Source organism: Ruegeria sp. CDSA236, from assembly GCF_059611285.1.
Genome location: NZ_JBXWPG010000004.1, coordinates 34,052 through 55,942, shown reverse-complemented (window position 1 = coordinate 55,942; position 21,891 = coordinate 34,052). Strand labels below are relative to the sequence as shown.

18 protein-coding genes are annotated in these 21,891 nt (G+C 55.9%); 14 read left to right on the top strand and 4 right to left on the bottom strand.

Annotation, left to right across the window (positions count from 1 at the left end):
- Positions 1–58 precede the first annotated feature (58 nt).
- A complete protein-coding gene (locus tag AC2FLB_RS08200; protein WP_496709028.1) occupies positions 59–1,222 on the top strand; it encodes a glycosyltransferase family 4 protein in 1,164 nt (387 codons plus the stop codon).
- A gap of 33 nt (positions 1,223–1,255) precedes the next feature.
- A complete protein-coding gene (locus AC2FLB_RS08195; RefSeq protein ID WP_496705149.1) occupies positions 1,256–2,092 on the top strand; it encodes a sulfotransferase family protein in 837 nt (278 codons plus the stop codon).
- Between the two features lie 24 nt (positions 2,093–2,116).
- Here AC2FLB_RS08195 and AC2FLB_RS08190 read toward each other — a convergent pair whose 3' ends face one another.
- The gene (locus AC2FLB_RS08190; RefSeq protein WP_496691349.1) at positions 2,117–3,349 is read right to left on the bottom strand and encodes a glycosyltransferase family 4 protein; all 1,233 of its coding nucleotides are present in this window, start codon (positions 3,347–3,349) and stop codon (positions 2,117–2,119) included.
- Between the two features lie 424 nt (positions 3,350–3,773).
- Between AC2FLB_RS08190 and AC2FLB_RS08185 the strand changes: the two genes are divergently transcribed.
- From AC2FLB_RS08185 to asnB, 3 genes are all read left to right on the top strand, one after another.
- Positions 3,774–4,937 carry a DegT/DnrJ/EryC1/StrS family aminotransferase gene (locus AC2FLB_RS08185; RefSeq protein WP_496705147.1) on the top strand — a complete coding sequence of 388 codons (1,164 nt, stop codon included), beginning with the start codon at positions 3,774–3,776 and terminating at the stop codon, positions 4,935–4,937.
- Positions 4,938–5,012: 75 nt separating this feature from the next.
- Positions 5,013–6,143 (top strand): glycosyltransferase, encoded by a 1,131-nt coding sequence (locus AC2FLB_RS08180; RefSeq protein WP_496709027.1) that lies wholly within the window; start codon positions 5,013–5,015, stop codon positions 6,141–6,143.
- A gap of 3 nt (positions 6,144–6,146) precedes the next feature.
- Entirely contained in the window at positions 6,147–8,096 is a 1,950-nt protein-coding gene (asnB, locus tag AC2FLB_RS08175) for an asparagine synthase (glutamine-hydrolyzing) (RefSeq protein ID WP_496709026.1), read from the top strand.
- 31 nt (positions 8,097–8,127) lie between these two features.
- Here the strand turns inward: asnB and AC2FLB_RS08170 are convergent, their stop codons facing one another.
- Genes AC2FLB_RS08170 through AC2FLB_RS08160 form a run of 3 tightly spaced genes read right to left on the bottom strand, consistent with a single transcriptional unit; the run spans position 8,128 to position 10,336 of the window.
- Complete coding sequence (locus AC2FLB_RS08170; protein ID WP_496709025.1) at positions 8,128–8,823, bottom strand: PIG-L deacetylase family protein; 696 nt, start codon at positions 8,821–8,823, stop codon at positions 8,128–8,130.
- A complete protein-coding gene (locus tag AC2FLB_RS08165; protein ID WP_281995073.1) occupies positions 8,820–9,734 on the bottom strand; it encodes a methionyl-tRNA formyltransferase in 915 nt (304 codons plus the stop codon). Before AC2FLB_RS08165 ends, AC2FLB_RS08170 begins: the two co-directional genes overlap by 4 nt.
- A complete protein-coding gene (locus AC2FLB_RS08160; protein WP_496709024.1) occupies positions 9,731–10,336 on the bottom strand; it encodes a sugar transferase in 606 nt (201 codons plus the stop codon). Before AC2FLB_RS08160 ends, AC2FLB_RS08165 begins: the two co-directional genes overlap by 4 nt.
- A gap of 1,020 nt (positions 10,337–11,356) precedes the next feature.
- On the opposite strand from AC2FLB_RS08160, the gene AC2FLB_RS08155 reads away from it, so the two are divergent.
- The 9 genes from AC2FLB_RS08155 (at position 11,357) to AC2FLB_RS08115 (ending at position 21,891) form a co-directional block, all read left to right on the top strand.
- Positions 11,357–13,291 carry a polysaccharide biosynthesis protein gene (locus AC2FLB_RS08155; protein WP_496709023.1) on the top strand — a complete coding sequence of 645 codons (1,935 nt, stop codon included), beginning with the start codon at positions 11,357–11,359 and terminating at the stop codon, positions 13,289–13,291.
- 84 nt (positions 13,292–13,375) lie between these two features.
- Positions 13,376–13,798 (top strand): GtrA family protein, encoded by a 423-nt coding sequence (locus AC2FLB_RS08150; RefSeq protein ID WP_496691638.1) that lies wholly within the window; start codon positions 13,376–13,378, stop codon positions 13,796–13,798.
- Position 13,799: 1 nt separating this feature from the next.
- The gene (locus AC2FLB_RS08145; RefSeq protein WP_496691637.1) at positions 13,800–15,434 is read left to right on the top strand and encodes a glycosyltransferase family protein; all 1,635 of its coding nucleotides are present in this window, start codon (positions 13,800–13,802) and stop codon (positions 15,432–15,434) included.
- A gap of 96 nt (positions 15,435–15,530) precedes the next feature.
- Positions 15,531–16,340: a glucose-1-phosphate cytidylyltransferase gene (rfbF, locus tag AC2FLB_RS08140; RefSeq protein ID WP_142636222.1), complete on the top strand. Its 810-nt coding sequence runs from the start codon at positions 15,531–15,533 to the stop codon at positions 16,338–16,340.
- A gap of 8 nt (positions 16,341–16,348) precedes the next feature.
- On the top strand, positions 16,349–17,482 hold the full coding sequence (gene rfbG, locus AC2FLB_RS08135; protein WP_496709022.1) for a CDP-glucose 4,6-dehydratase: 1,134 nt from the start codon (positions 16,349–16,351) through the stop codon (positions 17,480–17,482).
- A 24-nt stretch (positions 17,483–17,506) separates the two neighbouring features.
- Positions 17,507–18,709, top strand: a complete 1,203-nt coding sequence (locus AC2FLB_RS08130) for a DegT/DnrJ/EryC1/StrS family aminotransferase (protein ID WP_496709021.1) — start codon at positions 17,507–17,509, stop codon at positions 18,707–18,709.
- The gene (locus AC2FLB_RS08125) at positions 18,709–19,953 is read left to right on the top strand and encodes a class I SAM-dependent methyltransferase (RefSeq protein ID WP_496709020.1); all 1,245 of its coding nucleotides are present in this window, start codon (positions 18,709–18,711) and stop codon (positions 19,951–19,953) included. The genes AC2FLB_RS08130 and AC2FLB_RS08125 overlap by 1 nt, the downstream gene beginning before the upstream one ends.
- Before the next feature lie 10 nt (positions 19,954–19,963).
- A complete protein-coding gene (locus AC2FLB_RS08120) occupies positions 19,964–20,911 on the top strand; it encodes an NAD-dependent epimerase/dehydratase family protein (RefSeq protein ID WP_496709019.1) in 948 nt (315 codons plus the stop codon).
- Entirely contained in the window at positions 20,872–21,891 is a 1,020-nt protein-coding gene (locus AC2FLB_RS08115; protein ID WP_185956666.1) for a glycosyltransferase family 2 protein, read from the top strand. The genes AC2FLB_RS08120 and AC2FLB_RS08115 overlap by 40 nt, the downstream gene beginning before the upstream one ends.

The following is a 21,891-nucleotide window of genomic DNA, read 5'->3' as shown; positions in this document are numbered from 1 at the left end:
TATGGTTCAGCGCGCGGTTCTGATGTCCGGCGCTGAGCCAAAAAGGCGGCAGGCCAGAATGAAAAAGATACGCGTTTTATTTCCCTTTGCAGGTTGGGCAGATCTGGGCGGCAGTCATGTTTCCGCGCTCAAACTTGCGTCCTGTCTGGACCGGGATCAGTTTGAACCATTGGTCCTTTGCCACAACGAAGCTGGGTCGGTTGGGCAGTATGCTCAATCGCTGGGTCTGAATGTCGATGTTTTGCAGGGCCCCAGGCTTATGGGCCCTCCAAACAACAAAACGGATGCAGATGTTGGCTTTCCGGAATACTGGACCCGGACCTACGGCCAGCTCGTCCGGTTTTTGCGGGACAAAAAGCCAGATATCGTCCACACAAATGAGGGCCGATTGCATGTGAATTGGGTGTTTCCGGCCAGACGGTTGGGGATCAAGCATATCTGGCACCACAGGCAGGATCCGCGCGCGGTAGGCGTTAACTATGTCGCGCCGGTGTTTTCGAACCGCATCCTAAGCGTGTCGTATTTTTCGAAACCCTCGCGCCCGATACGCTCGGTTGACAAAAAGTTTCAGGTCATCCGCAGCCCCTTCGACCTGAGCATTCAGCGCCCGGATCCAGACGCGGCGCGTCGGATGATCCTGAACGAAATCGGTGCGCCGGAAAATGCAGTTCTTCTAGGATATTTTGGCCATCTGGAACCGCGAAAACGGCCGGTTCATTTTGTCCAAAGCCTTGTGGCCATTCAGAAACAGATTGGGGACAGGCCGGTACATGGCCTGCTATTTGGCAAAGTACTCAATCCCGATGACGGGTTGGACACAGGCTCCATGGACGTGGCCCGAGAACAGGGGATGGGCGCGCAGATTCATATGATGGGGTTTCGGCAGGATGTTGAAAAGTGCATGGTCGCCATGGATGCCACCCTTGTGCCGGCCTTGAACGAGCCATTTGGACGTACTTTGATCGAGGCAATGCACCTTGGACTGCCTGTTGTGGCCACACGGCACGGCGGCAATGTCGAGGCAATCGATCATGGCAAAACCGGTTTTCTGGTGGATCCAGAAGACCCCGAAGCCTTTGTTGAGCCAATCGTTTCTCTGATCGAGGACCAGGAGCTGAGGCAGCAGGTTACACAAGCGGCCTACCAATATGTGCAGGATAATTTTGGGTTGGATAAACACGTGGCCGAAGTGTCCGACGTGTACCGCGAATTGGTATCGTGATCCCGATGCGGATCGTAGGGATTAGAGGATAATATGGGCCTGGCGAACGAGCGAAAGATAGATTTCCTGATATTCGGTGCTGCGAAATGTGCGACCACCTGGTTGCAGAATTCTTTGACGGCGACGCCGCAGATTTTCATGCCGGATCCCGAGCTGCACTATTTCTCGGATCATTATGACCGGGGGGCGGTCTGGTATCGCGATCAATACGAGGGATATTCAGACCAGAGTATCGTAGGCGAAAAATGCAATACCTATCTGACACATCCAGAGGCGGCCAAAAGGATTGCCCGTGACTATCCCGATGTCAGGTTGATCCTGCAGATGCGCGATCCGGTTCGAAGGGCCTATTCCGACTACTGCATGTTGTATCGCCGGGGCACTGTCGGGGACGACATTCATCGGTATCTGGACCCTGACAAGGCCGGTGATGAAAGGTTCCTGCACAATGGTAGATATGCCTATCACCTGCGCCGTTTCTACGATCTGTTCCCGACAGATCAAATTCTGTTGCTGGCCTACGAAAACACGATCTCACAACCGGTAGAAACCTTACGCCGTGTCGCCGAACACATCGGTTTTTCCGGTGTCGTGGAGCCGCCACTAGAAGAGCGGGTCAAAAACAAAAATACGCCAATCGTGCCCTTGCCTCTGAGGCGGGTTCTGGCGCCGCTTCGACCGTTGCTTGACCCGATCCGGCATACGGGGCCGTTAAAGGCGATTCGCAAAGCGGTGGCGCGGCAGGTGGAGTATCCTGAATTGCCGGATGTATTGGCGCAGAAAATGGCCGATTTCTATAGGCCTGACGTCGCCGAGCTTGATGCTATTGATCCGGGTCTCAGCCGCGGGTGGCGCAGTTTCTCGGATTAGACGTGAGCTTAGAATGGGTGTGGATCAGTCGGTGGCGGTGGAGGGCAGCTTGGTATCGCTGTCGATTAGGCCCATCTTCCGCAGCAGGATCGTGTTGATCCGCGCGACGTCGAACTCTTGCTCGGCACGCGCCCGCGCGGCCTGACCCATGGATTCGATTAGGCTCCGGTCTTCAACGAATTTTCTCATCGCCTCCGCCAGCGCCTCTGGATTGCGTTTGGGGACGATAAACCCGTTTTCCCCGTCGCTGACCGCATCGGCGCATCCCGGGGCATCGGTCGTAATGACGGCGCGCCCTGTCGACATCGCCTCAAGAATGGCGCGGGGGATGCCCTCACGATAGACGGTGGGCAATACGAAGACCGAACATTCCTTGAGAAATGGCCGAACATCCTTGGTTTCGCCTAGATACTCGATATGCCCCTGCTGGCCCCATTCTTCGAGCTGCTGTGCGTTGACCGAGTCCGGGTTGTCATCCAGCGGACCCAAAAGCTGACAGCGCACATCAGGGAATTGTTCCCTAAGCTGCCGGGCGGCTTCGGCATATTCGAACACGCCCTTGTCACGCAGCAAACGTGCGATCATCAGAAACACGGGTGGATCCGTAGGCTGATGGGATTTTGCGTATCTGGCGAGATTGACACCGGAACCGGGCACAATCGACAGCGCGGCCTGAGGTGCCAGCAAACGTCTGCTGCGAAACTCCTCGGCGTCGACCGAGTTGTAAACCAGAACTTCGTCGGCACCTTTCAATCCGAACCGGTAAAGGCCTGTCGCCACCGCTCTCAGCACTTTTCGGCGCAGGGTCAGTTCGGCATCCGCAAATACATAACCTAACCCGGTACACATCGCGAACCGCCGCCGAACGCCGGTCAACCGCGCCGCAAGGCCGCTGAAGATGATCGGCTTCATCGTATAGGCAAAGACGATATCGGGCCGTATTTCCCGGCAGATCCCGATCAGTGTGAACAGGGTGGACAGATCCTGAAATGGATTTAACCCCGCGCGCGCCATAGGGATTTGCCGAAATGTCACGCCGATCTCGGCTAGGGCTGCTTCGGTGGCCGCATCGTTTTCCGGTGCGCAAGCAAGTACGTCTGCGCGTTCCGCAAGCTCTTTCAGCAGGTCATAACGAAAATTGGTCAAAGAGGTCGTAAGATTGCCGACAAACAGAACTTTTGGGCGTCCGCCAGTTGTCGAACCACGTTCGGCAGGTACGGCCTGGGCACCGGAAGCGGTGTTGGGAAAATCACTCATCAAAGAAACATTTCAAACTTTAAAAACCAAGGTTGAGACGATGCTGATCCATGTCGCCGAAGCTGTCAACGGGGCTGTCACCAAAGCCGATTGTTGCCTATTTTTCACCTCTGACTGTCTGCGGCCTGATTGTTGAAAAATCACGCTGTTAAGTGACCTGGAACCTTGCATAAGCAATCGATTCAGGTCAGGTTTCGCCTGCCGCGGCACAAAAAGATATTTCCGAAACTGCGGAGTTTGTTTCCAATTCAGGCGCTGGCCGCCAAAAATTTGTTAATTGTTGAGTTTGCCTGACCTCCTCGGATGGTTTGGCGTGAGGTAAAGAAATGATCCGGAAATCCTGCTGTCTAAATTTGAGCAATAATAGGCTTGGCCCATCTTCCCTCGGCTATCCTCTGGCCGCTTATCTGAAGGGAAACAGCTGATGCCCAAATGGCCATTCTTCGAAGAAGATGAAATTGATGCTGTCAGCGCAGTGCTAAGATCCGGTTGCGTGAATGCCTGGACCGGCCCCGATGTCAAAGAGTTCGAACGTGAATACAGCGCCTATACCGGCGCGCAGCATGCGATCGCCATGGCAAATGGCACGGTCACTCTGGACGCCGCGCTGCTGGCGTTGAACATCCGACCCGGAGACGAGGTTATCGTCACACCGCGTAGCTTTATCGCGTCTGCCAGTTCGATCCTTCTGGCCGGTGGCAAGCCGGTATTTGCAGATGTTGATCGCGAGAGCCAGAATATCACCGCAGAAACGATTGCACCGGTTCTGACCGACAGAACCGTGGGGATTATCGCAGTCCATCTGGCCGGGTGGCCATCGGATATGGCGGGTCTCATGGATCTGGCGCGCAGTCGGGACCTCTGGGTGATCGAGGACTGTGCGCAGGCGCATGGTGCCATGATCGGTGACCAGCACGTGGGAACCTTTGGCACCTGCGGCTCGTATTCTTTCTGTCAGGATAAAATCATCACAACCGGCGGTGAAGGCGGCATGCTGATCACCGATGATGATGAACTGTGGTCCAGGGTCTGGAGCTATAAGGATCACGGCAAAAGCTATGATCAGGTGTTCAACAAAAGCCACCCTCCGGGGTTTCGATGGCTGCATAGTGGTCAGCCGGGCACCAATCTGCGGATGACCGGGCTGTCCGCCGCCATCGGGCGCATTCAGCTGGCGAAACTGGACGGTTGGCGCGCCCATAGAGCCAAAAACGCCGAGATTCTGGCGCAGGCTCTTTCCGGTTGCGCTGCGTTTCGGGTTCCCGTGCCGCCTGCCGAACTGACACATGCCTATTACCGGTTCTATGCGTTTGTGAGGCCCGAGGCTCTGGCCTCGGATTGGAGCCGCGATCGCATCATCGCCGAGATTTCAGAGGCGGGTTTCCCTGCGTTCTCGGGCAGTTGTTCCGAGATATACAGAGAAGAGATGTTCGCCCGCCTTGGCATCGGCCCGGGTGATCCCTTGCCGGTGGCGAAAGAGCTTGGAGAAACCAGCCTGGCATTTCTGGTCGATCCGACCTGGTCGCATCAAGACGTCGCCGGCCTGGCCGAACTTGTGCGCGAAATCGGAGATCGGGCGCGTGCATAGGCAGTTCACACCGCCGCATCCAGGTCGTGTGTCTAAAGGTTCCGGCCCGGTTTGTCAGTTTCGGGTGTTGAACCGATGATCATGCATGTCATCACCGATTTTTCCGGTCAGGGCGGGGCCCAGGCGATGCTGGCGCGGCTGGTTGCCAAATCCGGGGATCGGGTATTGGTGGTGTCGCTGACGGAGGTTTCGGACAGGATCAAAAGCCAATGTGCAAATCCAAACGCCGTTCTGATCGGATTGAATGCCAGATCACTGTCGTCCATGCCCCGCGCGATATTGCAGATATCGCGTCTTATCCGTCAGTATAAACCGCAGGCAGTTCTGTGCTGGATGTACCATGCGATGGTCATCGGGCTGATTGCCAGCTGGATATCAGGTCGAAAGGTGCCAATTTACTGGACGGTGCGGCAGGCTTTGGACGATACCAGCTCATTCACGCGCAGCACGCGGATTGCCGTTGATCTGTGTCGGCGTTTGTCGGGCAGGTGTGCAGGGATCATTTATAACTCGCAACGCGCATTGGATCAGCACACGAAGAACGGGTTTGCTGCTGCGCGGTCTTGCGTCATTCCGAACGGTCTGATCATGCCTCAAGCCTCTGTGGTGCGGAGCGACCCGCCCAGGGTTTTTGGGATCGCGGCGCGGTTTCATCCACAGAAGGATCACGAAACCCTTTTCCAGGCTCTGTCCCTGGCGCTGCGGTCAGTCCCCGATCTGCGCATCATCGCGGCCGGAGAGAATATGTCGCCTGAAAACTCCGAAGTACAATCATTGCTGGCGCGCTATAACCTGACTGCGGACAATGTAGAGCTGTGCGGCGACCTGCATGATATGGCTGCATTCTACAAACGGATTGATGCGCTGGTGCTTTCATCCCGAACCGAAGGGTTTCCGAATGTCATTGTCGAAGCGATGAGCTATGGCCACCCCGTTGTGTCGACGGATGTGGGTGATGCGGCGGTGATCATTCGCGACTGCGGATTGATCGTACCGCCCCGCAACGCGGAATTGCTGGCAGACGCTTTGGTCCATGCCGCAAATTGGTCGGCCCCAGAGTATCTGGAAAAAAGAGAAAAAGCCCGGGCGATTGTGGCCAGCACTTACCAGCTTGACCGCGTTGCCGCACAGTATCGGGACATTTTGGAGAGCGGCAGTCTTGATCCCGATAAGATTGCCTCTCAGCCAGAACAGAAGGGGATCTGAGCGATGTGTGGCATCACCGGATTTATCAACTTTGGCACCGTTGATCGGTCTCAGGCCTCATCCGTCCTTGGCAAGATGTGTCAATCGATTGAACACCGTGGCCCGGATGGAACCGGGTTGTTTGTGGACCCAGATCAGGGCGTGGCCCTGGGGCATCTGCGTCTGGCCATTATTGATCTTTCGGAAACCGGGGTACAGCCGATGGATTCCGCCGATGGCCGGTTCACCATTGTGTTCAATGGTGAGATCTATGGCTATCTGGAATTGCGTCAGGAATTGCAGGATCTGGGCATAAGCTTCAGGGGCACGTCCGATACCGAAGTTTTGCTGGCGGCGATGCAGCTTTGGGGTATCCGCAAGACACTGGACCGCGTCCACGGGATGTTTGCCATTGCCGTGTTTGACCGGAAAACCCAAAGCGTGACACTGGCGCGCGACCGGATTGGCAAAAAACCTCTCTATCTGGGCCTGGCCGGGAAAACCGTTCTGTTTGGGTCTGAATTGAAGTCACTGCGCGCGCATCCGGAATTTGGACCGGCAGAGGTGGACCGCGCAGCCTTAGGATCGTTTCTTCGGTTGGGATATATTCCTGCCCCGCGCACGATTTACCCAAATGTCCTGAAACTACCTGCGGGCTCTATGGTCGAGATCAAACTTGATGCCGCACCGGCCTCGCTGGATGCGCTTCTGCAAGGGATCGAGCGGTTCTGGGATATCGAGGCCGTAGTCACGCAGGCGCGCGCAAACCCCTATCCTGACGATGAGACGGCCATAGCCGAGATCGAATCCGAACTGCTGCGCGCCGTGGGCGAGCGGATGGTTGCGGATGTGCCGGTTGGGACCTTCCTGTCGGGTGGTATCGACTCGTCGCTAATCACCGCGATGATGCAAGAGCAATCGAACAGGAAAGTGCCCAGCTTTACCGTGCGTTTCGATGATGAGGATACCAACGAAGCCGACCATGCAAAGGCCATCGCCGAGTATCTTGGGACGGATTATCACGAGGTGACGGCAACGCCGGAAATGGCGTTTCAGGCCATCGAAGGCTTGCCGCAAGTGTTTGACGAACCTTTCGCCGACCCGTCGCAACTACCGACCCTGCTGGTTTCGCAACTAGCGCGCCAGCAACTTAAGGTCGTCATGTCCGGCGACGGCGGTGACGAGTCGTTTGGCGGCTATGCCCGCTATGTTCGGATGCAGGCCTTTGAACGCCTGAAGGGCAAGATGCCGGACCTGGCGATTCAGGCCCTGTCGCAGACGCCGCAGTCGGTTCTTAACGCTCTGGTGCCTGTCCTCAGACCATTCGCCCCAAGCAGCATGCGCGACGATCTGAGCGCGGATCGTCTGGCCAAGCTTGCGCCGGTTCTGCAGGGGCGAGAGTTCCAGTGCCGCTATCAGGCCCAGTTTTCGATCTGGTCCTCCGGTATGCTTGGAAAGTCCGGCATCCCGCTGGGCAATGAGATCGGAACGCATGATTTGCCCGCAGGGTTGAGCCAGTTGGACAGCATGATGTTGTTGGATTCGCTCTTTTATTTGCCGGATGATATTCTGGTGAAGGCCGACCGCACTTCGATGTCGGTGGGCCTTGAGATGCGCGCGCCGTTGTTGGACTACCGCGTTGTCACCGCCGCCTGGCGCTCTTCGGCATCGCTTCGGTGCGACGGGAAGGTTGGCAAGGTGGCGTTGCGGGAGCTTTTGAATAAGCGGGTTCCGCAATCGCTGTACGACCGGCCAAAGCGCGGGTTCGGTATCCCACTCAACGCTTGGCTGCGCGGGCCCCTAAAGTTCCGTGTTTCCAGCATTCTTCTGGATGGGAACGGGCTTGAGGGTTTCGTGGACAAGGCAGCGCTGGAAAAATGCTGGGCCGAGCACCAATCAGGCAAACGCAACTGGGGTGCTCAGCTGTGGACGGTCTTTATGTTCCAACTATGGTCCGAAGCGTGGATGCGCTGATCGCAGCTTGGCGATTTTGCGATCAGGTCAGTCAGATAACCGACCTGACCAAGACAAAGCCCTCAGCCGCGGCCCGGTGAACCGTCGCGCCACGCAAAGTTGCCAACGCTTTCAAGCTCTGAACCGAACGCTCGTGCGGGGGCTGTTTGACCTGGCTTGCAAATAACTGGAAGGCTTCCAGTTTACGCTCCAATGTATCCGAAATGTCCACAAACATGTTCGGCACGAATGGCGGCGTCAGATATGGCGCGTTCCAATTTGTCTCGGACAGCGTCTCATAGGCCGCGATCGTCGTCGGGTATTTGTCCTGATAAGGTCGGCTTGCCACCAAAGTCGAAAGGAAACTCAACTGGTGGTCCAGATGGATGTCGCCGGGATGCGGCGCCAAGATGACACTTGGGTCGAGTTCGCGGATCAGTGTTCCCAGACCTGCGTTCAGGTCACCATGGGGGTGCTCAGCCAGTTCAGCGGCAGGGAAATCCAACCAATGCGTATGCGTCACACCAAGATGCTCATGTGCGGCCCTGGCTTCGGCCTGTACATTGGCGATCTGTTCCGTGCTGAACCGGGGCGACCGACCCGTTGTGACAATCGCGATATGGACTGCGCGACCTGCATCTGCCAGTCGTGCGATGGTGCCGCCAGCCCCAAGGACTTCATCATCCGGGTGCGGAGCAACCACAAGTACCGGTCCGTCCTGTCCGTCAAAAGGTGTCAGCGCTGTCATTCGGAATTCCTGAGCTTTGAGTGCAGTTCGGGCGGCGCATCGGCGCCGGTCCAGTTTATGATGTCCAGACATTTCCCATCCCCACAGGCGACCGTAAACCGGTTTCCTTCGATGGCCTGTATCTGACCAGGCAGGCCGATATAGTAGCCCTGCAGGGCGGTGTTCTGTACACCCAGCAGGACCAGCTTCTCACCGGAGGCAGTGTAGGTGAAAGCGCCGGGATAGGGCGGTCCGGCTGCGCGTATCAACCGGTTAATCTCTGCCGCGGGTCTGGTCCAGTCGATCAGCCCGTCCTCGGGCCGCCGCCGCGCGCAAAGGCTGATCCCGGTTTCTGGCTGCGGAGCCGCCGGGATATCGCCTTCAGAGATTTGCGTCAGAAGCTGAGGCAGCAGCTGCGTCAGGGCCTGAAGCGCCCGGTCATACAGTTCGCGCGCTGTTACCGTGTTGGGATCGACCGCATATCGAGCTTGCGCCGCAATCGGGCCGTCATCGGCCCCTTCACCCAGCCAGAACAATGACGCGCCTACATCGGTTTCGCCCAATATGACAGTCCAGGGGATCACACCGCGTCCGCGCAGACGGGGCAGGGCGGATGGGTGAAACCCGACGCATCCGATCTTTGCCTGGGCTCGAAATTCCGGCCCGCATATCTGAGACCACCCGATGACCAGTATCAGATCAGGTTTTACGGCTTGAATGGTTTTGATTGTTCCGGCCGAGTCACTTTTGGCCGTATAGTGGACAGGAATATCATACCGATCTGCAGTGGGTTTGAGATCTGCAAAATCAGAGTGCCGGTGGGACAAGTCCGGCGGTAGTGTCACCACCAAATCCGGTACAAACCCTCGGGCACATATGGCGGATAAGGCGACATGCGATCCTTCGACCGCCCCCACAAATACCGTCTTCATGCAGGTGTCTCCTTTCGGCTGTCCAGCCAGTTGTCTGCGGCCTGAATTCGGTCAGGGCGTCTATGCTCTCCGGCCAAGGCTACCATAATGGTTTCGAACAATATCTTCAGATCAAGCGACAGTGACCGGTGCGCGACATACCATAGATCCAGCTTTAGCTTCTCGTCATTTGAAAGCGCGGTATTGCCGCTGACCTGAGCCCACCCTGTCAGACCGGGCCGAACCGTGCAGCGCAACCGCCCATTGTCTCCAAACTCTTCGATGGTTTCGGGAAGCAGGGGACGGGGGCCAACAAGGGCCATATCTCCGCGCAAGATGATCACAAGCTGGGGCATCTCATCCAGCCTTACGCGGCGCAGAAGCTTGGTGGTTTTTGTCTGACGTTCCGAATCTGGCAGCAAAGCCCCGCTTTGATCGCGTGTGTCGGACATTGTTCTCAGCTTCCAGATGCGAAAGACGCGCCCGTTGCAGCCTGCCCGCCGTTGGCCAAAAAACAAAGGTCGCCCGACCGAAAACAGCACAATCACACAACCCGCCAGAAAAAAGGGCAGCGCGATCGTGCCCGCGATCAGGCAACACAGTATTTCGAGAAATCTGTTCATATTCAAACCCAAGAACTGTAGCTGAAAACTACGAATATCAAACCAAGAACCAACATCTCTCCGGATCATCCTGTTGGCCGGATCCAAGTTCCGGCGCACTGATACGAAGTCTGGGCTGAGTTGATCCCAAATCGATTCTCGATTCAAGCGGCAGAGCTGACCGGCACCCTGACTATGCGGAAATTTTTCCAAGCATGCGCCAAGTTCACAAAGCCTTTGTCAGGAAAACCGGCCTGCGACTCATTAGAGGATTGGCCGAAAGGAGTTGTCATCTTTGTTGCGTCTTGGTTCACAATGCCCCGATAGGGGCTTATTGTGGATCGATTGGCCAATATTGAGACCCGGACAGCGGCCCCCGAAGATTTCATCGGATTGAGAAAATGACTGTAATTTTCCCCGTGAGATTAGCATTTCTCTTGTTTACGCTAGGTCAATCGGCGCTCAAGTCAGCCGAAACAGGGAGGAAATTCGGCAACCCTCAGCAAAATATCAGTCAAAGAGTACTTCAGGAAACGCTGCAATTCGTTAATGAAGTGTGAAGAAATTACTTTTGAGGGCGCGGAAACGTATGTTAGCGTTGAAGGAGATTGAAGAAATTGCGCTAACCGGCGAACCAGAGGAACAATTTTGTTACTTGCGCGAATTATTATTATTAACGAGTGAAGTGAGTGTGTTCAACTTGGGCGATTGAGACAAGCTCAAGTGAAGGGGGCAAAACAAAGATACGGGTATAAGGCTTTCGGTTGATCATCTGATCGCGAGCCTTTGGTTTATATAGGACAGCTGCAAGCGGTCTGTGAGTGATCAGTTGGGAGCTGTGGCAATGTTTTGATGCTGCAGGACCCTGTTGGGTAACGATGTACGAGTAATTCTCGACCGGAATTGAGCCGGTGATGAGATAAAGGGGTGAGGTAAATGGTTTCGGGTTTTCATTGCTGGCAAACGCAGATTGTTAGTGAGTTGCGTGCCAATCATCGATTAGTCTTTGGAGACATTGTTGCTTCGTCTTTCTCAGCCGTAGTGGCAATCAATCTTGCGAATGGTGGAACGGTAGCGCAACAGATGGCGCCAGCCATGTTCCCGCTGATGCTCTTGTCCAGCCTGATTGGACTGGCGGTTTTCCCGCTTGCGGGCATGTACCGGCGCCACACACGCTCGACATCACTGCGAGACATTCGTCTGATCCTGCGGGGATCGACAATGTTGGTCCTGTGCCTCATGGCTGCCAGTGCAGTTTTCGAAGTGACCAAGGCTGTACCCTTCGCTGCCTTCATTATTCAGCTTGGCTTGATGATCCTTCTGCTCAGTGCCCTGCGTGTAGTTGCCCGTAGCCGTGAGCTGAATCGCCAGAATGCGCGGTTGATGGCCGAACATCAGGACAAGGTTCCGGTGCTTTTGGTTGGCACGGGTGCAAGTTGTGATCTGTTTGTCAGGTCTTTGCGGAATACGCATTCCAAGTATCAGCCGGTGGGCATTATTGACGATGCGCGCAATACCATGGGGCTGTATTTCCACGATGTTCAGATTATCGGATCTCTTCTGGATGCCGATCGCGTGGTCGAGCGGCTTAAAGCCTGGGATCATTTGCCCAGACGCTTGTTCCTGACCGAACCGATCACGCATTTTGAAAGTGACGGCATCCGCAAGCTGACCAGCTGGTGTGAATCCAACGGTATCGCTGTCTCACGCGTGCCGGGTCTTGGGGAAGAAGGCCAGGATGCGGCCAACGGTTGTATTATCAACCCGGAAGAAATTCTCGAGCGGCCACAAAAAGCTGTCGAACGCTCGATGTTGCGCGAGATGTTCCGTGGGCGCCGCGTATTGGTGACCGGTGCCGGTGGTTCGATCGGTAGCGAACTGGCACGTCAGATAGCCTCTTTCGATCCGGCGGAACTGGTGATGATCGACCATTGCGAGTTCAACGCCTATTCCATCGACATGGATTTGTCGCAGAACTTTCCAGATGTTCCCCGGCGGATGTATATCGCAAGCATTCGCAATGCGTCGCGTGTGAATGACATCTTTGAACGTCATCGCCCCGAGCTGGTGTTCAATGCCGCCGCCCTGAAGCATGTTCCGATGGTTGAGATGAACCCCTGCGAGGGCGTTTTGACCAATGTGATCGGAACCCGTAACGTCGCGGATGCGGCCCGGAACTATGGTGCCATCGCGATGGTACAGGTTTCCACGGACAAGGCTGTAAACACCACCAATGTGATGGGTGCAACCAAGCGCGTTGCTGAGTTCTACGTTCAGGCGCAGGACCGTGTAACCAACGGAACCGAGGAAGAAACCCGGTTCTTCTCGGTGCGGTTTGGCAATGTTCTGGGGTCGTCGGGCTCGCTGATCCCGCTGTTTCAACGTCAAATCTCGAACGGTGGTCCGCTGACCGTGACTGATCCCCGGATGGAACGGTACTTCATGACCATCCGTGAGGCCGTGCAACTGACTCTGGTTGCGGCCGCAAGCGGGTTGAAAATGGAAAGCAGCCACGGAGAGATTTTCGTTCTGGATATGGGTCGGCCGGTCAAGATCGTGGATTTGGCCGAACGGATGATCCGCCTTGCCGGGCTAAAGCCTAATGAGGATATCGACATCGAATTCATTGGAATTCGTCCAGGCGAAAAGCTGTTCGAGGAATTGTTTGATGCGTCTGAGAAGCGCCACGAATGTGGCATTCCGGGCGTCGGATCCGCGCGGCCCGAGGGCATTCCCGTCGCCCGCCTGCGCGCCATGATCCGGAAACTGGAACAGGCTGCGGCAGAAGGTGACGAACTGGCAGCCAAGCGCCTGCTGAAAGAGCTCGTGCCAGGGTATGGTGCAAATGGCCTGCGTCCGGTTCCGATTTCGGAATTCTCGTCTAAGCCCATTTTCAAAAGCGCTGGCACAAACGCAGCAAATGCGGTCAGTCAGTCTGAAGGAGAAAACCCGGAACTGCTGCCCGCTGGCAGCTGATTTAGCATTGTTTTTTCTGGTGTCGGTTATTTTGCCGAATTTGGTTTCTGTGTTTAATATTTCCGCCGAAAGGGCCAACATTTGATGGCGAGGCTTAATATACGCTCGGCTTTTGCGCCGTCAGAGGAACGTGCGCAGGTGGTACGGTTTATCTGGGCCGGCCTGATCAACACGGCGTTTGGCTATAGCGTGTTTGCCCTTTTGATTTTTGCGGGCATGCATCCACAGCTTGCGCTTCTGCTTCAATTTATTTTGGGTGTGATCTGGAATTTTTGTATCCACGCCCGGTTTGTCTTTGGCGTGCAGGGATACCGCCGTTTCCCGCTATATGCGATGTCTTATGTCGTGCTGTATTTTGTGAATGCGCTGCTTTTGCGCGGTTTGATGCAGGTTGGGCTTGATCCCTATCTGGCACAGGCGGTCGCATTGGGGCCGGTTGTCATATTGTCTTACCTCATGATTTCGCGTGCGCTTGGCCGGGGTCAGGCGTTGGATCGGAGGGGCTGAGATGAGCGATGCGAGAATATCAAGCTTTAAGGGCACCACCCCGTCAAGTACGCGCATGGGTGCTATGCTTGGGATCGTGACCGCTGGTCTGGGGCTTGTGTTGCTGATTGCCGGTTTGTTCGGCCGCCTGATGACCTATGATCTGCGCCGGGATGAGCTGATGTTCGTCCCTCCGGCGCGTTTACTCGGAGAGTGGGAGCTTTATTCGGACTTCTTCTACAATCACGTCCCTTATTCGGCGTGGTATTACCTTGGGTCCGGCATTCTGTTCGATGAGTTCGGCCTGTTGGGGTCCGCTCGGATCGGCCTGTTTCTGGCCTGGCTTGGATTGATCGCTGCAACTGGTTGGGTAACGCTGCGCTTGTCGGGATCGCCGGTTCTCGCCGTCTTTTCAGTTATCGGCATCGTGACATGCGAGCTGTTTCTGACCGGCGCCGGTATGGCCGCAACCAACAATCTGTTGCCACTGCCATTTGCGGTCATCGGGCTTGGCCTGTTTTTGATCGAGACGTCAAAGCCCGCGCCGCGATTTTTGACGCTGGTCCTATCGGGCGTCGCATTGTCTATTGCGGCGGGGATGAAGGTCAGTGCGGTACTGTTTATTCCGCCGATTGCTCTTGCCGCATTCTTGTTGCCAGCGGATGTTTCGATGGCACGACGACTGAAAGCCGTGGTTCTGCCGCTGCTGATCGGAGGGTTGATCGGGGCCTTGCCCCTGTTTGCCTTCCTGCTCGCTGATCCGGGCGTCTTTCTGGCGCATGTCTTGGGGTTTCACACCGGACCACATGTCGCCTATTGGGAGGCCAACGCCGCAACAGAACCGGGGCTGGCCCTGGGATTGTCGGGCAAGTTGATGCTGGCCCATTCGGCATGGGTGGCCGGAGTGGGCCTGGTGATGGTTATGGCCATTCTGTCCGTGCTTTGGATTATCCTGCGTGGTGGTGCGCGTGTCGACGAAATGCAGCCCTCGCAACTGCGGCATGGTGGTGTTGTTCTGGCGATCATTATCCTGACTGCCTCAATGGCTTTTGTTCCAACGCCCGGTTTTCCGCAATATTATATCCAGCCTCTGGTCTGTCTGCCTCTGCTGCTCGCGGTTCTGTTCCGTCGGCTTGACCCGCCACGGCGGCACGAGGCAGTGCCTGTGCTTGCGGCAGGTATTGTCTTGATGGTCATCCTGGGACTCCCGCGTATCGGGATGGGCCTGGTCTCGCTGACAGAGCCTTCGAAGTTCACCTCGGCCCGTTTTGCCGGTTCCGGCGCTGTCCTGCGGGATGCGGTGGCAGGCAGTGCACTGCCTGATGGTCCGGTCGCGACTTTGCTGCCGATCTATCCGCTTGAGGCGGGCCTGAGCGTTTATCCAGAATTTGCAACCGGGCCATTCGCTTACCGAATTGCACCCTTCACGGATCCGGAACTTGCCGGCAAATACGTGATGGCAGGCGCCGAAGACTTACCGGCTCTGTTTGCAGATAACCCGCCTTCGGCTTTCCTGCTTGGATACGATTCCGTTCTGGAAGCCCCATTGTTGAGCTATGCGCGGGCAAACAACTACCGCCCAGTCGAATTATCAGGTCTGAACAACCGCTACGGCCAAGGTGTGGTATACTTGAAAGCTGCAGGGGCTGAACAATGACCAGTGCCTGCGCGACTCAACCTGCCTATATTTTTCCTGGGCGGGCCCATTCACATGACCATCAATTCTATTGATCGAATAAAGGAAGGATAGACAATGAAAACGGTACTTCTGGCTGGTGGACTAGGCTCGCGTCTGGCCGAAGAAACGGTTTCCATTCCCAAGCCCATGGTTGAAGTGGGCGGGCGTCCGATCATCGCACGCGTGATGGATATCTACAGCCATTTCGGACATCGTGATTTTGTTGTGGCTGCCGGGTACAAAGCATTGCTGCTGAAGCAGTTCTTTGCCAATTATCACCTGATCGCCAACAATATATCGGTATCGTTGGACACTGGGGAATTGCAACTGGTCCCTTCTGCTCCGGGCGGGTGGAATGTGTCAGTGGTCGACACCGGTGCGCATACCATGACCAGTGGTCGTATCCGTCGGCTCAAGGATTGGCTGACTCCTGATGAGCCGTTCATGTGCACCTATTCGGACGGCGTGGGAAATATCGACATCAATGCACTGATTGATTTCCACAAATCACACGGCAAGCTGGCGACCGTAACTGCGGTTCAGCCCCCGGCGCGGTTTGGTAACATCGAGCTCAAGGGCGACAGGGTTGACGCCTTCACAGAAAAGGTCCGCAATCGCGAAACCTGGATCAATGGCGGCTTCTTCGTCTTCGAGCCGGGCGTCTTGGACTATATGGTTGATGACAATGAGCCGCTGGAGCAGACCCCGCTGACCCAGATGGCCCGCGACGGAGAGCTGATGGCCTATCGCCACGATGGGTTTTGGCATCCGATGGACACTCTGCGCGACAGGAATACGCTGGACGGTCTGTGCGAAGGTGAAACGCCGCCCTGGCTTAATTTCAACGAAGGTTCGGGCAAGAGCTACCCAGCTCTGGCGATATGAGGTGAACCGTGAGCGGGCAGGTCAATTCTCAGTTTGATGGCGTTTTTGCCGGCAGCCGTGTTCTTGTGACCGGGCATACCGGATTCAAGGGCGGGTGGATTTGTGCATGGCTGAGGCGTCTGGGGGCAGAGGTGACAGGCTTGTCATTGCCTCCCGAACAGGGGCATTCATTCTTTGATGCCTGTTCTGTTGACGGGCTGACCGACAGCCGGATTGCGGATATCCGCAATCGTCAGGCGGTGCTGGATACACTGTCAGGGGTGGACGCTGAAATCGTGTTCCACATGGCTGCACAGCCTTTGGTGCGCCGGTCCTATAGGGATCCTGCCGAAACCTTTGCGACCAATGTATCTGGAACCGCCCATGTTCTGGATGCCGCTTTGGGGATGCGCTCGTTGAAGGCGGTGGTCGTTGTCACCAGTGACAAATGTTACGACAACAAGGAATGGACCTGGGGTTATCGCGAAAACGATCCGATGGGCGGCAGGGACCCGTATAGCGCCTCGAAAGGCTGTACCGAGCTTGTGGCGCAATCTTATGGTCATTCCTTCTTTTCATCAGCGGATGGGCCGCAACTGGCAACAGTCCGGGCCGGGAATGTGTTCGGAGGGGGCGACTGGGGCGAAGATCGGCTTATCCCCGACGTGATCCGCGCATCCGAGGCGGGCGAACCGGTGGTTATCCGCAACCCGCTCAGCGTGCGCCCCTGGCAGCATGTTCTTGAACCGCTGTCGGGCTATCTGGCCTTGGCCGCGCGAATGTATCGGGATGGGCAAAGCTTTGCTGGCGCCTGGAATTTTGGCCCTGATGTGTCGGGGACGGTGGATGTCCGGCAGTTGGCAACCTTGATGCAGGATGCCTGGGGCGACGGAGCTCCACAGTTTTCGATGGCGTCTGCTGAACAGACATCTGCCGCGCCGCATGAGGCAGGTATTCTTCGACTGGACAGTACTAAGGCGCAAACGGGATTGGGTTGGCGTCCGCAACTGACATTGCCCGAAGCCGTTCGCCTGACAGTAGACTGGTACAAGGCCCATGCCGCCGGTTCGGAGATGGGTGGGATCACAAACAATCAGATCGGGTTCTACAGTGACCTGATGTCTTCACGGGATTTCGACCGGGCTCCGGTCGCCGCGCAATAGCGGGTTATTGAGGAGAAAAGAATAATGCGAGTGAATTACGGTCAAACCGTGCATGGCCAGGAAGAGATCGACGCGGTTGTCGAAGTTCTGAAAACGTCCACCCAGATGGGCCCCAAAGTGCGCGAGATGCAGGAAAAAGTGGCTGCTTTGTTTTCCAAACGCCACGGCATCATGGTGAACTCGGGGTCATCGGCGAACTATCTCGCGGTCGAGATTCTGGACTTGCCAAAGGGCAGCGAAGTTATCACTCCGGCCCTGACTTTTGCCACGACGGTTGCTCCGCTTGTCCGTCAGGGCCTGATCCCGACCTTTGTGGATGCCGCGGTCGGGACCTATAATATCGACGTAGACGCGATCGAACGCATGATTACGCCAAATACATCTGCCGTCATGATCCCGTCACTGATCGGAAACCTGCCAGATTGGCGCCGTATCCGCGAGCTGGCCGATGCGCATGGTCTGAAGGTAATTGAAGACAGCGCTGACACGCTGGGCGCAACCATCGACGGTACAAGCACGGGCGTCTATTCCGACGTCTCTACCACCAGCTTTTACGGCAGCCACGTCATCAATGGCGCCGGGAATGGCGGCATGTTGTGCGTGAATGACGAAGAGCTTGGCCGCAAGGCGCTTTTGCTGAGGTCCTGGGGGCGGTCGTCCTCGCTGTTTGTGGAATCCGAGGCCATCGAGAACCGGTTCAACGTCAAACTGGACGGGATCGAATATGATGCCAAATTTCTGTTCGAGGATCTTGGCTATAACGTTGAACCTTCGGAAATCAGCGCGGCATTCGGGTTGGTGCAGCTGAGCAAACTGGACAACAACATCCGCGTGCGCGAAGAGGCCTTCGCTGCTCATCGCGCCTTTTTTGCCCACTATGAAGACTGGTTCATCCTGCCTGAACAACTGCCGAACTCGCGCACCGGGTGGCTGGCCTTCCCGCTGACATTGCGCGAAGGCGCCCCATTCACGCGGCGCGAGATGCAGATATTCCTTGAGACTTCGGACATTCAAACTCGGCCTGTCTTTACCGGAAACATTCTGCGTCAGCCTGCCATGAAGCAAGTAGAATACCGAGCAGATCCCGCGGGCTATCCCAATTCCGATGCGGTTATGCGCGGGGGTATCCTGCTGGCTTGTCACCATGGTCTGATACAAGCGCAAATCGATTATATGCATGCAAAATTTGAAGAATTTGCATTGAAATTCCAAGGAGCACTGGTCTGATGAACGATCAAAGCATCAATACGTCTGTTCGCACGACCTGCCGTACCTGCCGGTCTACCAACCTTATGCTTGTGCTGCCGATGGGCGATCACCCGCCCGCCAATATGTTCGCACGGCCCGAGCAAAAGGATGTTCCGCAACCGGCTTTCCCGCTGAATACTCAGGCCTGTCTGGATTGTGGCTTGATCCAGGTTGCAGATCAGGTGCCTGCTGATTTCTTTACGGACTATCTTTATGTCCCGTCCGGTGCGGCAACAATGCATACACATTTCGCCGAACTCGCCTCGGTCGCGGTAGAGCGTGCGCAAGGTGGGCTGATCATTGATATCGGTTGTAATGACGGGCTGATGCTGTCCCATGCCAACGATCAGGGCGGGCGCACATTGGGCATCGACCCGGCGGCCAACCTTGCCAAGATTGCCGGCGAACGGGGCGTTCGGGTCCATGTGGACTTTTTCAACCGCGCCACCGCGCAGCAGATTCGTGAAACCGAAGGGCCGGCCAGCGTCATCACGACGACCAATACCTTCAACCATATAGACGATCTGCACGGCTTTACCGAAGGTGTTCTGGACCTGTTGACAGATGACGGCGTCTTCATCATCGAAGTGCCTTGGGGCAAGATGATCCTCGAGACCAACGAGTTCGACAATGTTTATCACGAACATGTCTCTGAACTGAGCCTTCTGTCCGTCGTCAAACTGGGCCAGTCCGTTGGGCTCGATGTAGTGGATGTCACAAAACTGCCGGTTCATGGCGGTTCGATGCGCGTGTTCATGCAACCCGCCGCGCTGAACAAAACCCCGGCGCCGATTGTTGCTGATATGCTTGCTGACGAAGATGCCGCGGGCATGACCAACAAAGAGGCATACGAAGCATTTGCCGAGCGTGTTCACGTGATGCAGGACAGCCTTGTTTCCATGCTGGCCGACCTCAAGGCATCGGGTAAAACGATCGCTGGCTACGGCGCGCCCGCTAAGGGTAACACGCTGTTGAACTACTTTGATATCGGCACGGAAACTCTGGATTTTCTGGTTGACCGGAACACGTTGAAACAGGGCCTGTATTCGCCGGGCAAGCTTATTCCTGTATTGGCCCCCGAAGCGGTCATGGAACGCAAACCTGATTACCTGTTGGTTTTGGCCTGGAACTTCTTTGACGAAATCCGCGAGCAGATGGCTGATTTCGAAGCCGCTGGCGGCAAGTTCATCGTGCCTTTGCCAATGCCAGTAGTTATTCCCTGAAGGGGAAACAATGACGCGCGTATTGATCACCGGAGCCAGCGGATTCATTGGCTCTCATCTGGTTCGGGCCTGCTTGGCCCGGGGCGATGAGGTCGCTGTGCTTACGCGGCCGGGTTCCTCTCGGGGCCGTTTGCAAGGTGCTTCGGGAATCCGCTTTTTCACCGATGGGTATTCGGATGTTGCCGCGATCAAACGCGTCGCGAATGCGTTCCGACCCCAGGTAGTTTTGCACACCGCCGCGCAGACAAAATTTGCCGAGACTGATGACCTGGCAGATCTGAATGCCAGTATTTTGCAAAATCTCTCGACGCTGGTTGCGATCCTGTCGGCTTTGGCCATCTGTGATCAGCCGCCCAATGCGTTTGTGCGCACCGGATCCATTGCGGAATATGGTGATATCGAGCTGCCCTATGTCGAAACTTCGCGAGAGAACCCGCGAAATTCCTATGGCGCGTCTCTGGTGGCCGGAACGCAATATATTGAAATGGCTCAGCCCCGGCTGCCGTTCAAGGCTGTTACGGCTCGGTTGGCGCTGACCTATGGTCCCGGACAGTCAGAAGATTTCTTCATACCCCATGCCATTGGCCGCCTGTTGCGGAAAGCCCCGGTTTTCCTTCATCGTCCACATGATCGGCGTGATCTGATACATATTGACGACATAGTCGAAGCGCTGCTTTTGATTGCTGACGCGCCGGACAAGGCGGGGTCGGTCATCAATGTTGTCACTGGCGATGCTCCGGATATGGCAGCAGTCGCAGGAGAGTTGCAGGTGTTGACCGGAGCAGCTCTGGATTTGGTTTACTCTGCGCCGCCGAAGGATGACCCGGTATTGTTGGTTTCGGATCCTTCACAGATGGCGGAACGTTATGGCTGGTCGGCAAAAATCGCTTTGCGTGAAGGCCTTGAAAGGACGGTTCAATGGACAAAACAGTCACAACAAGCGGAGATGAACGCGTGACTTTGGTTTCAATCCTGATCCCCGCTTTGAACGAAGAAGATAACGTTCGCACGGCCTATGAACGTGTGACCAAGGTGTTTGACGATCTGCCCTCTTATGAGCCCGAGATCATTTTCACTGACAACCATTCCACGGATCGTACATTTGAAATCCTGTCGGATATTGCTGCTGCTGATCCCCGTGTCCGGGTTATCCGATTTGCCCGCAATATGGGATATCAGTCATCAGTTCTGACGGCCTATCGATCCGCAAACGGGGCCTGTTCGATCCAACTGGATTGCGACATGCAGGACCCGCCCGAACTGATCCCGCAGATGCTGGATACCTGGCGGCAGGGATATCACGTGGTATACGGCATTCGCCGTAGCCTGCCGGACGGACCCATCGTCGCTGCCGCGCGGCGCGGCTTTTATGCGTTGATCGATATGATCAGCAATGATGATTTGCCGAGAAATGCGGGCGAGTTTCGGCTGACTGACCGGCGTATTCTGGACGAGCTGCGCCGGGTCGATGATCGCTCTCCTTATGTTCGCGGGTTAATCAGTGGGATGGGTTTCCGCCAGATCGGCTTTGAATATGATCGCAATGCGCGCACCGCTGGCGAGTCGAAATTTCCGTTTCGGGCCATGCTGTCGCTTGCTGTCGACGGGTTGATCAACCACTCGCTTCTGCCCTTGCGCCTTGCCTCGATGATCAGTCTGACGGTTGGCACAGGGACTTTTTTGCTGATGATCGGATATGTGATCGGCAAGCTGTTCTTTGGCCAGAACTGGCCGGGCGGTTTTGCCACGACCACCATCCTGTTGCTGCTGTCGATGACCTTGAATGCGATGTTCCTGGGAATAATGGGCGAATATATTGGGCGGATTTTCCTGCAGTCCAAAGACTTGAATCGACCCATTGTCGAACAAGAGTTGAACCGTCCGGAAACTCTGGATCTGGTACAGCAAGCTGATCGTGTAAAAAGCGCCGCTGAGTGA

Bases quoted from the DNA above. Each gene is read 5' to 3' on its own strand.
- AC2FLB_RS08185 (WP_496705147.1), top strand. From the start codon at position 3,774: ATGCCCAAATGGCCATTCTTCGAAGAAGATGAAATTGATGCTGTCAGC.
- AC2FLB_RS08165 (WP_281995073.1), bottom strand. From the start codon at position 9,734: ATGAAGACGGTATTTGTGGGGGCGGTCGAAGGATCGCATGTCGCCTTA.
- AC2FLB_RS08115 (WP_185956666.1), top strand. From the start codon at position 20,872: ATGGACAAAACAGTCACAACAAGCGGAGATGAACGCGTGACTTTGGTT.
- asnB (WP_496709026.1), top strand. From the start codon at position 6,147: ATGTGTGGCATCACCGGATTTATCAACTTTGGCACCGTTGATCGGTCT.
- AC2FLB_RS08180 (WP_496709027.1), top strand. From the start codon at position 5,013: ATGATCATGCATGTCATCACCGATTTTTCCGGTCAGGGCGGGGCCCAG.
- AC2FLB_RS08160 (WP_496709024.1), bottom strand. From the start codon at position 10,336: ATGAACAGATTTCTCGAAATACTGTGTTGCCTGATCGCGGGCACGATC.
- AC2FLB_RS08120 (WP_496709019.1), top strand. From the start codon at position 19,964: ATGACGCGCGTATTGATCACCGGAGCCAGCGGATTCATTGGCTCTCAT.
- AC2FLB_RS08170 (WP_496709025.1), bottom strand. From the start codon at position 8,823: ATGACAGCGCTGACACCTTTTGACGGACAGGACGGACCGGTACTTGTG.
- AC2FLB_RS08200 (WP_496709028.1), top strand. From the start codon at position 59: ATGAAAAAGATACGCGTTTTATTTCCCTTTGCAGGTTGGGCAGATCTG.
- rfbF (WP_142636222.1), top strand. From the start codon at position 15,531: ATGAAAACGGTACTTCTGGCTGGTGGACTAGGCTCGCGTCTGGCCGAA.
- AC2FLB_RS08190 (WP_496691349.1), bottom strand. From the start codon at position 3,349: ATGAGTGATTTTCCCAACACCGCTTCCGGTGCCCAGGCCGTACCTGCC.
- AC2FLB_RS08130 (WP_496709021.1), top strand. From the start codon at position 17,507: ATGCGAGTGAATTACGGTCAAACCGTGCATGGCCAGGAAGAGATCGAC.
- AC2FLB_RS08195 (WP_496705149.1), top strand. From the start codon at position 1,256: ATGGGCCTGGCGAACGAGCGAAAGATAGATTTCCTGATATTCGGTGCT.
- AC2FLB_RS08145 (WP_496691637.1), top strand. From the start codon at position 13,800: ATGAGCGATGCGAGAATATCAAGCTTTAAGGGCACCACCCCGTCAAGT.
- AC2FLB_RS08150 (WP_496691638.1), top strand. From the start codon at position 13,376: ATGGCGAGGCTTAATATACGCTCGGCTTTTGCGCCGTCAGAGGAACGT.
- AC2FLB_RS08125 (WP_496709020.1), top strand. From the start codon at position 18,709: ATGAACGATCAAAGCATCAATACGTCTGTTCGCACGACCTGCCGTACC.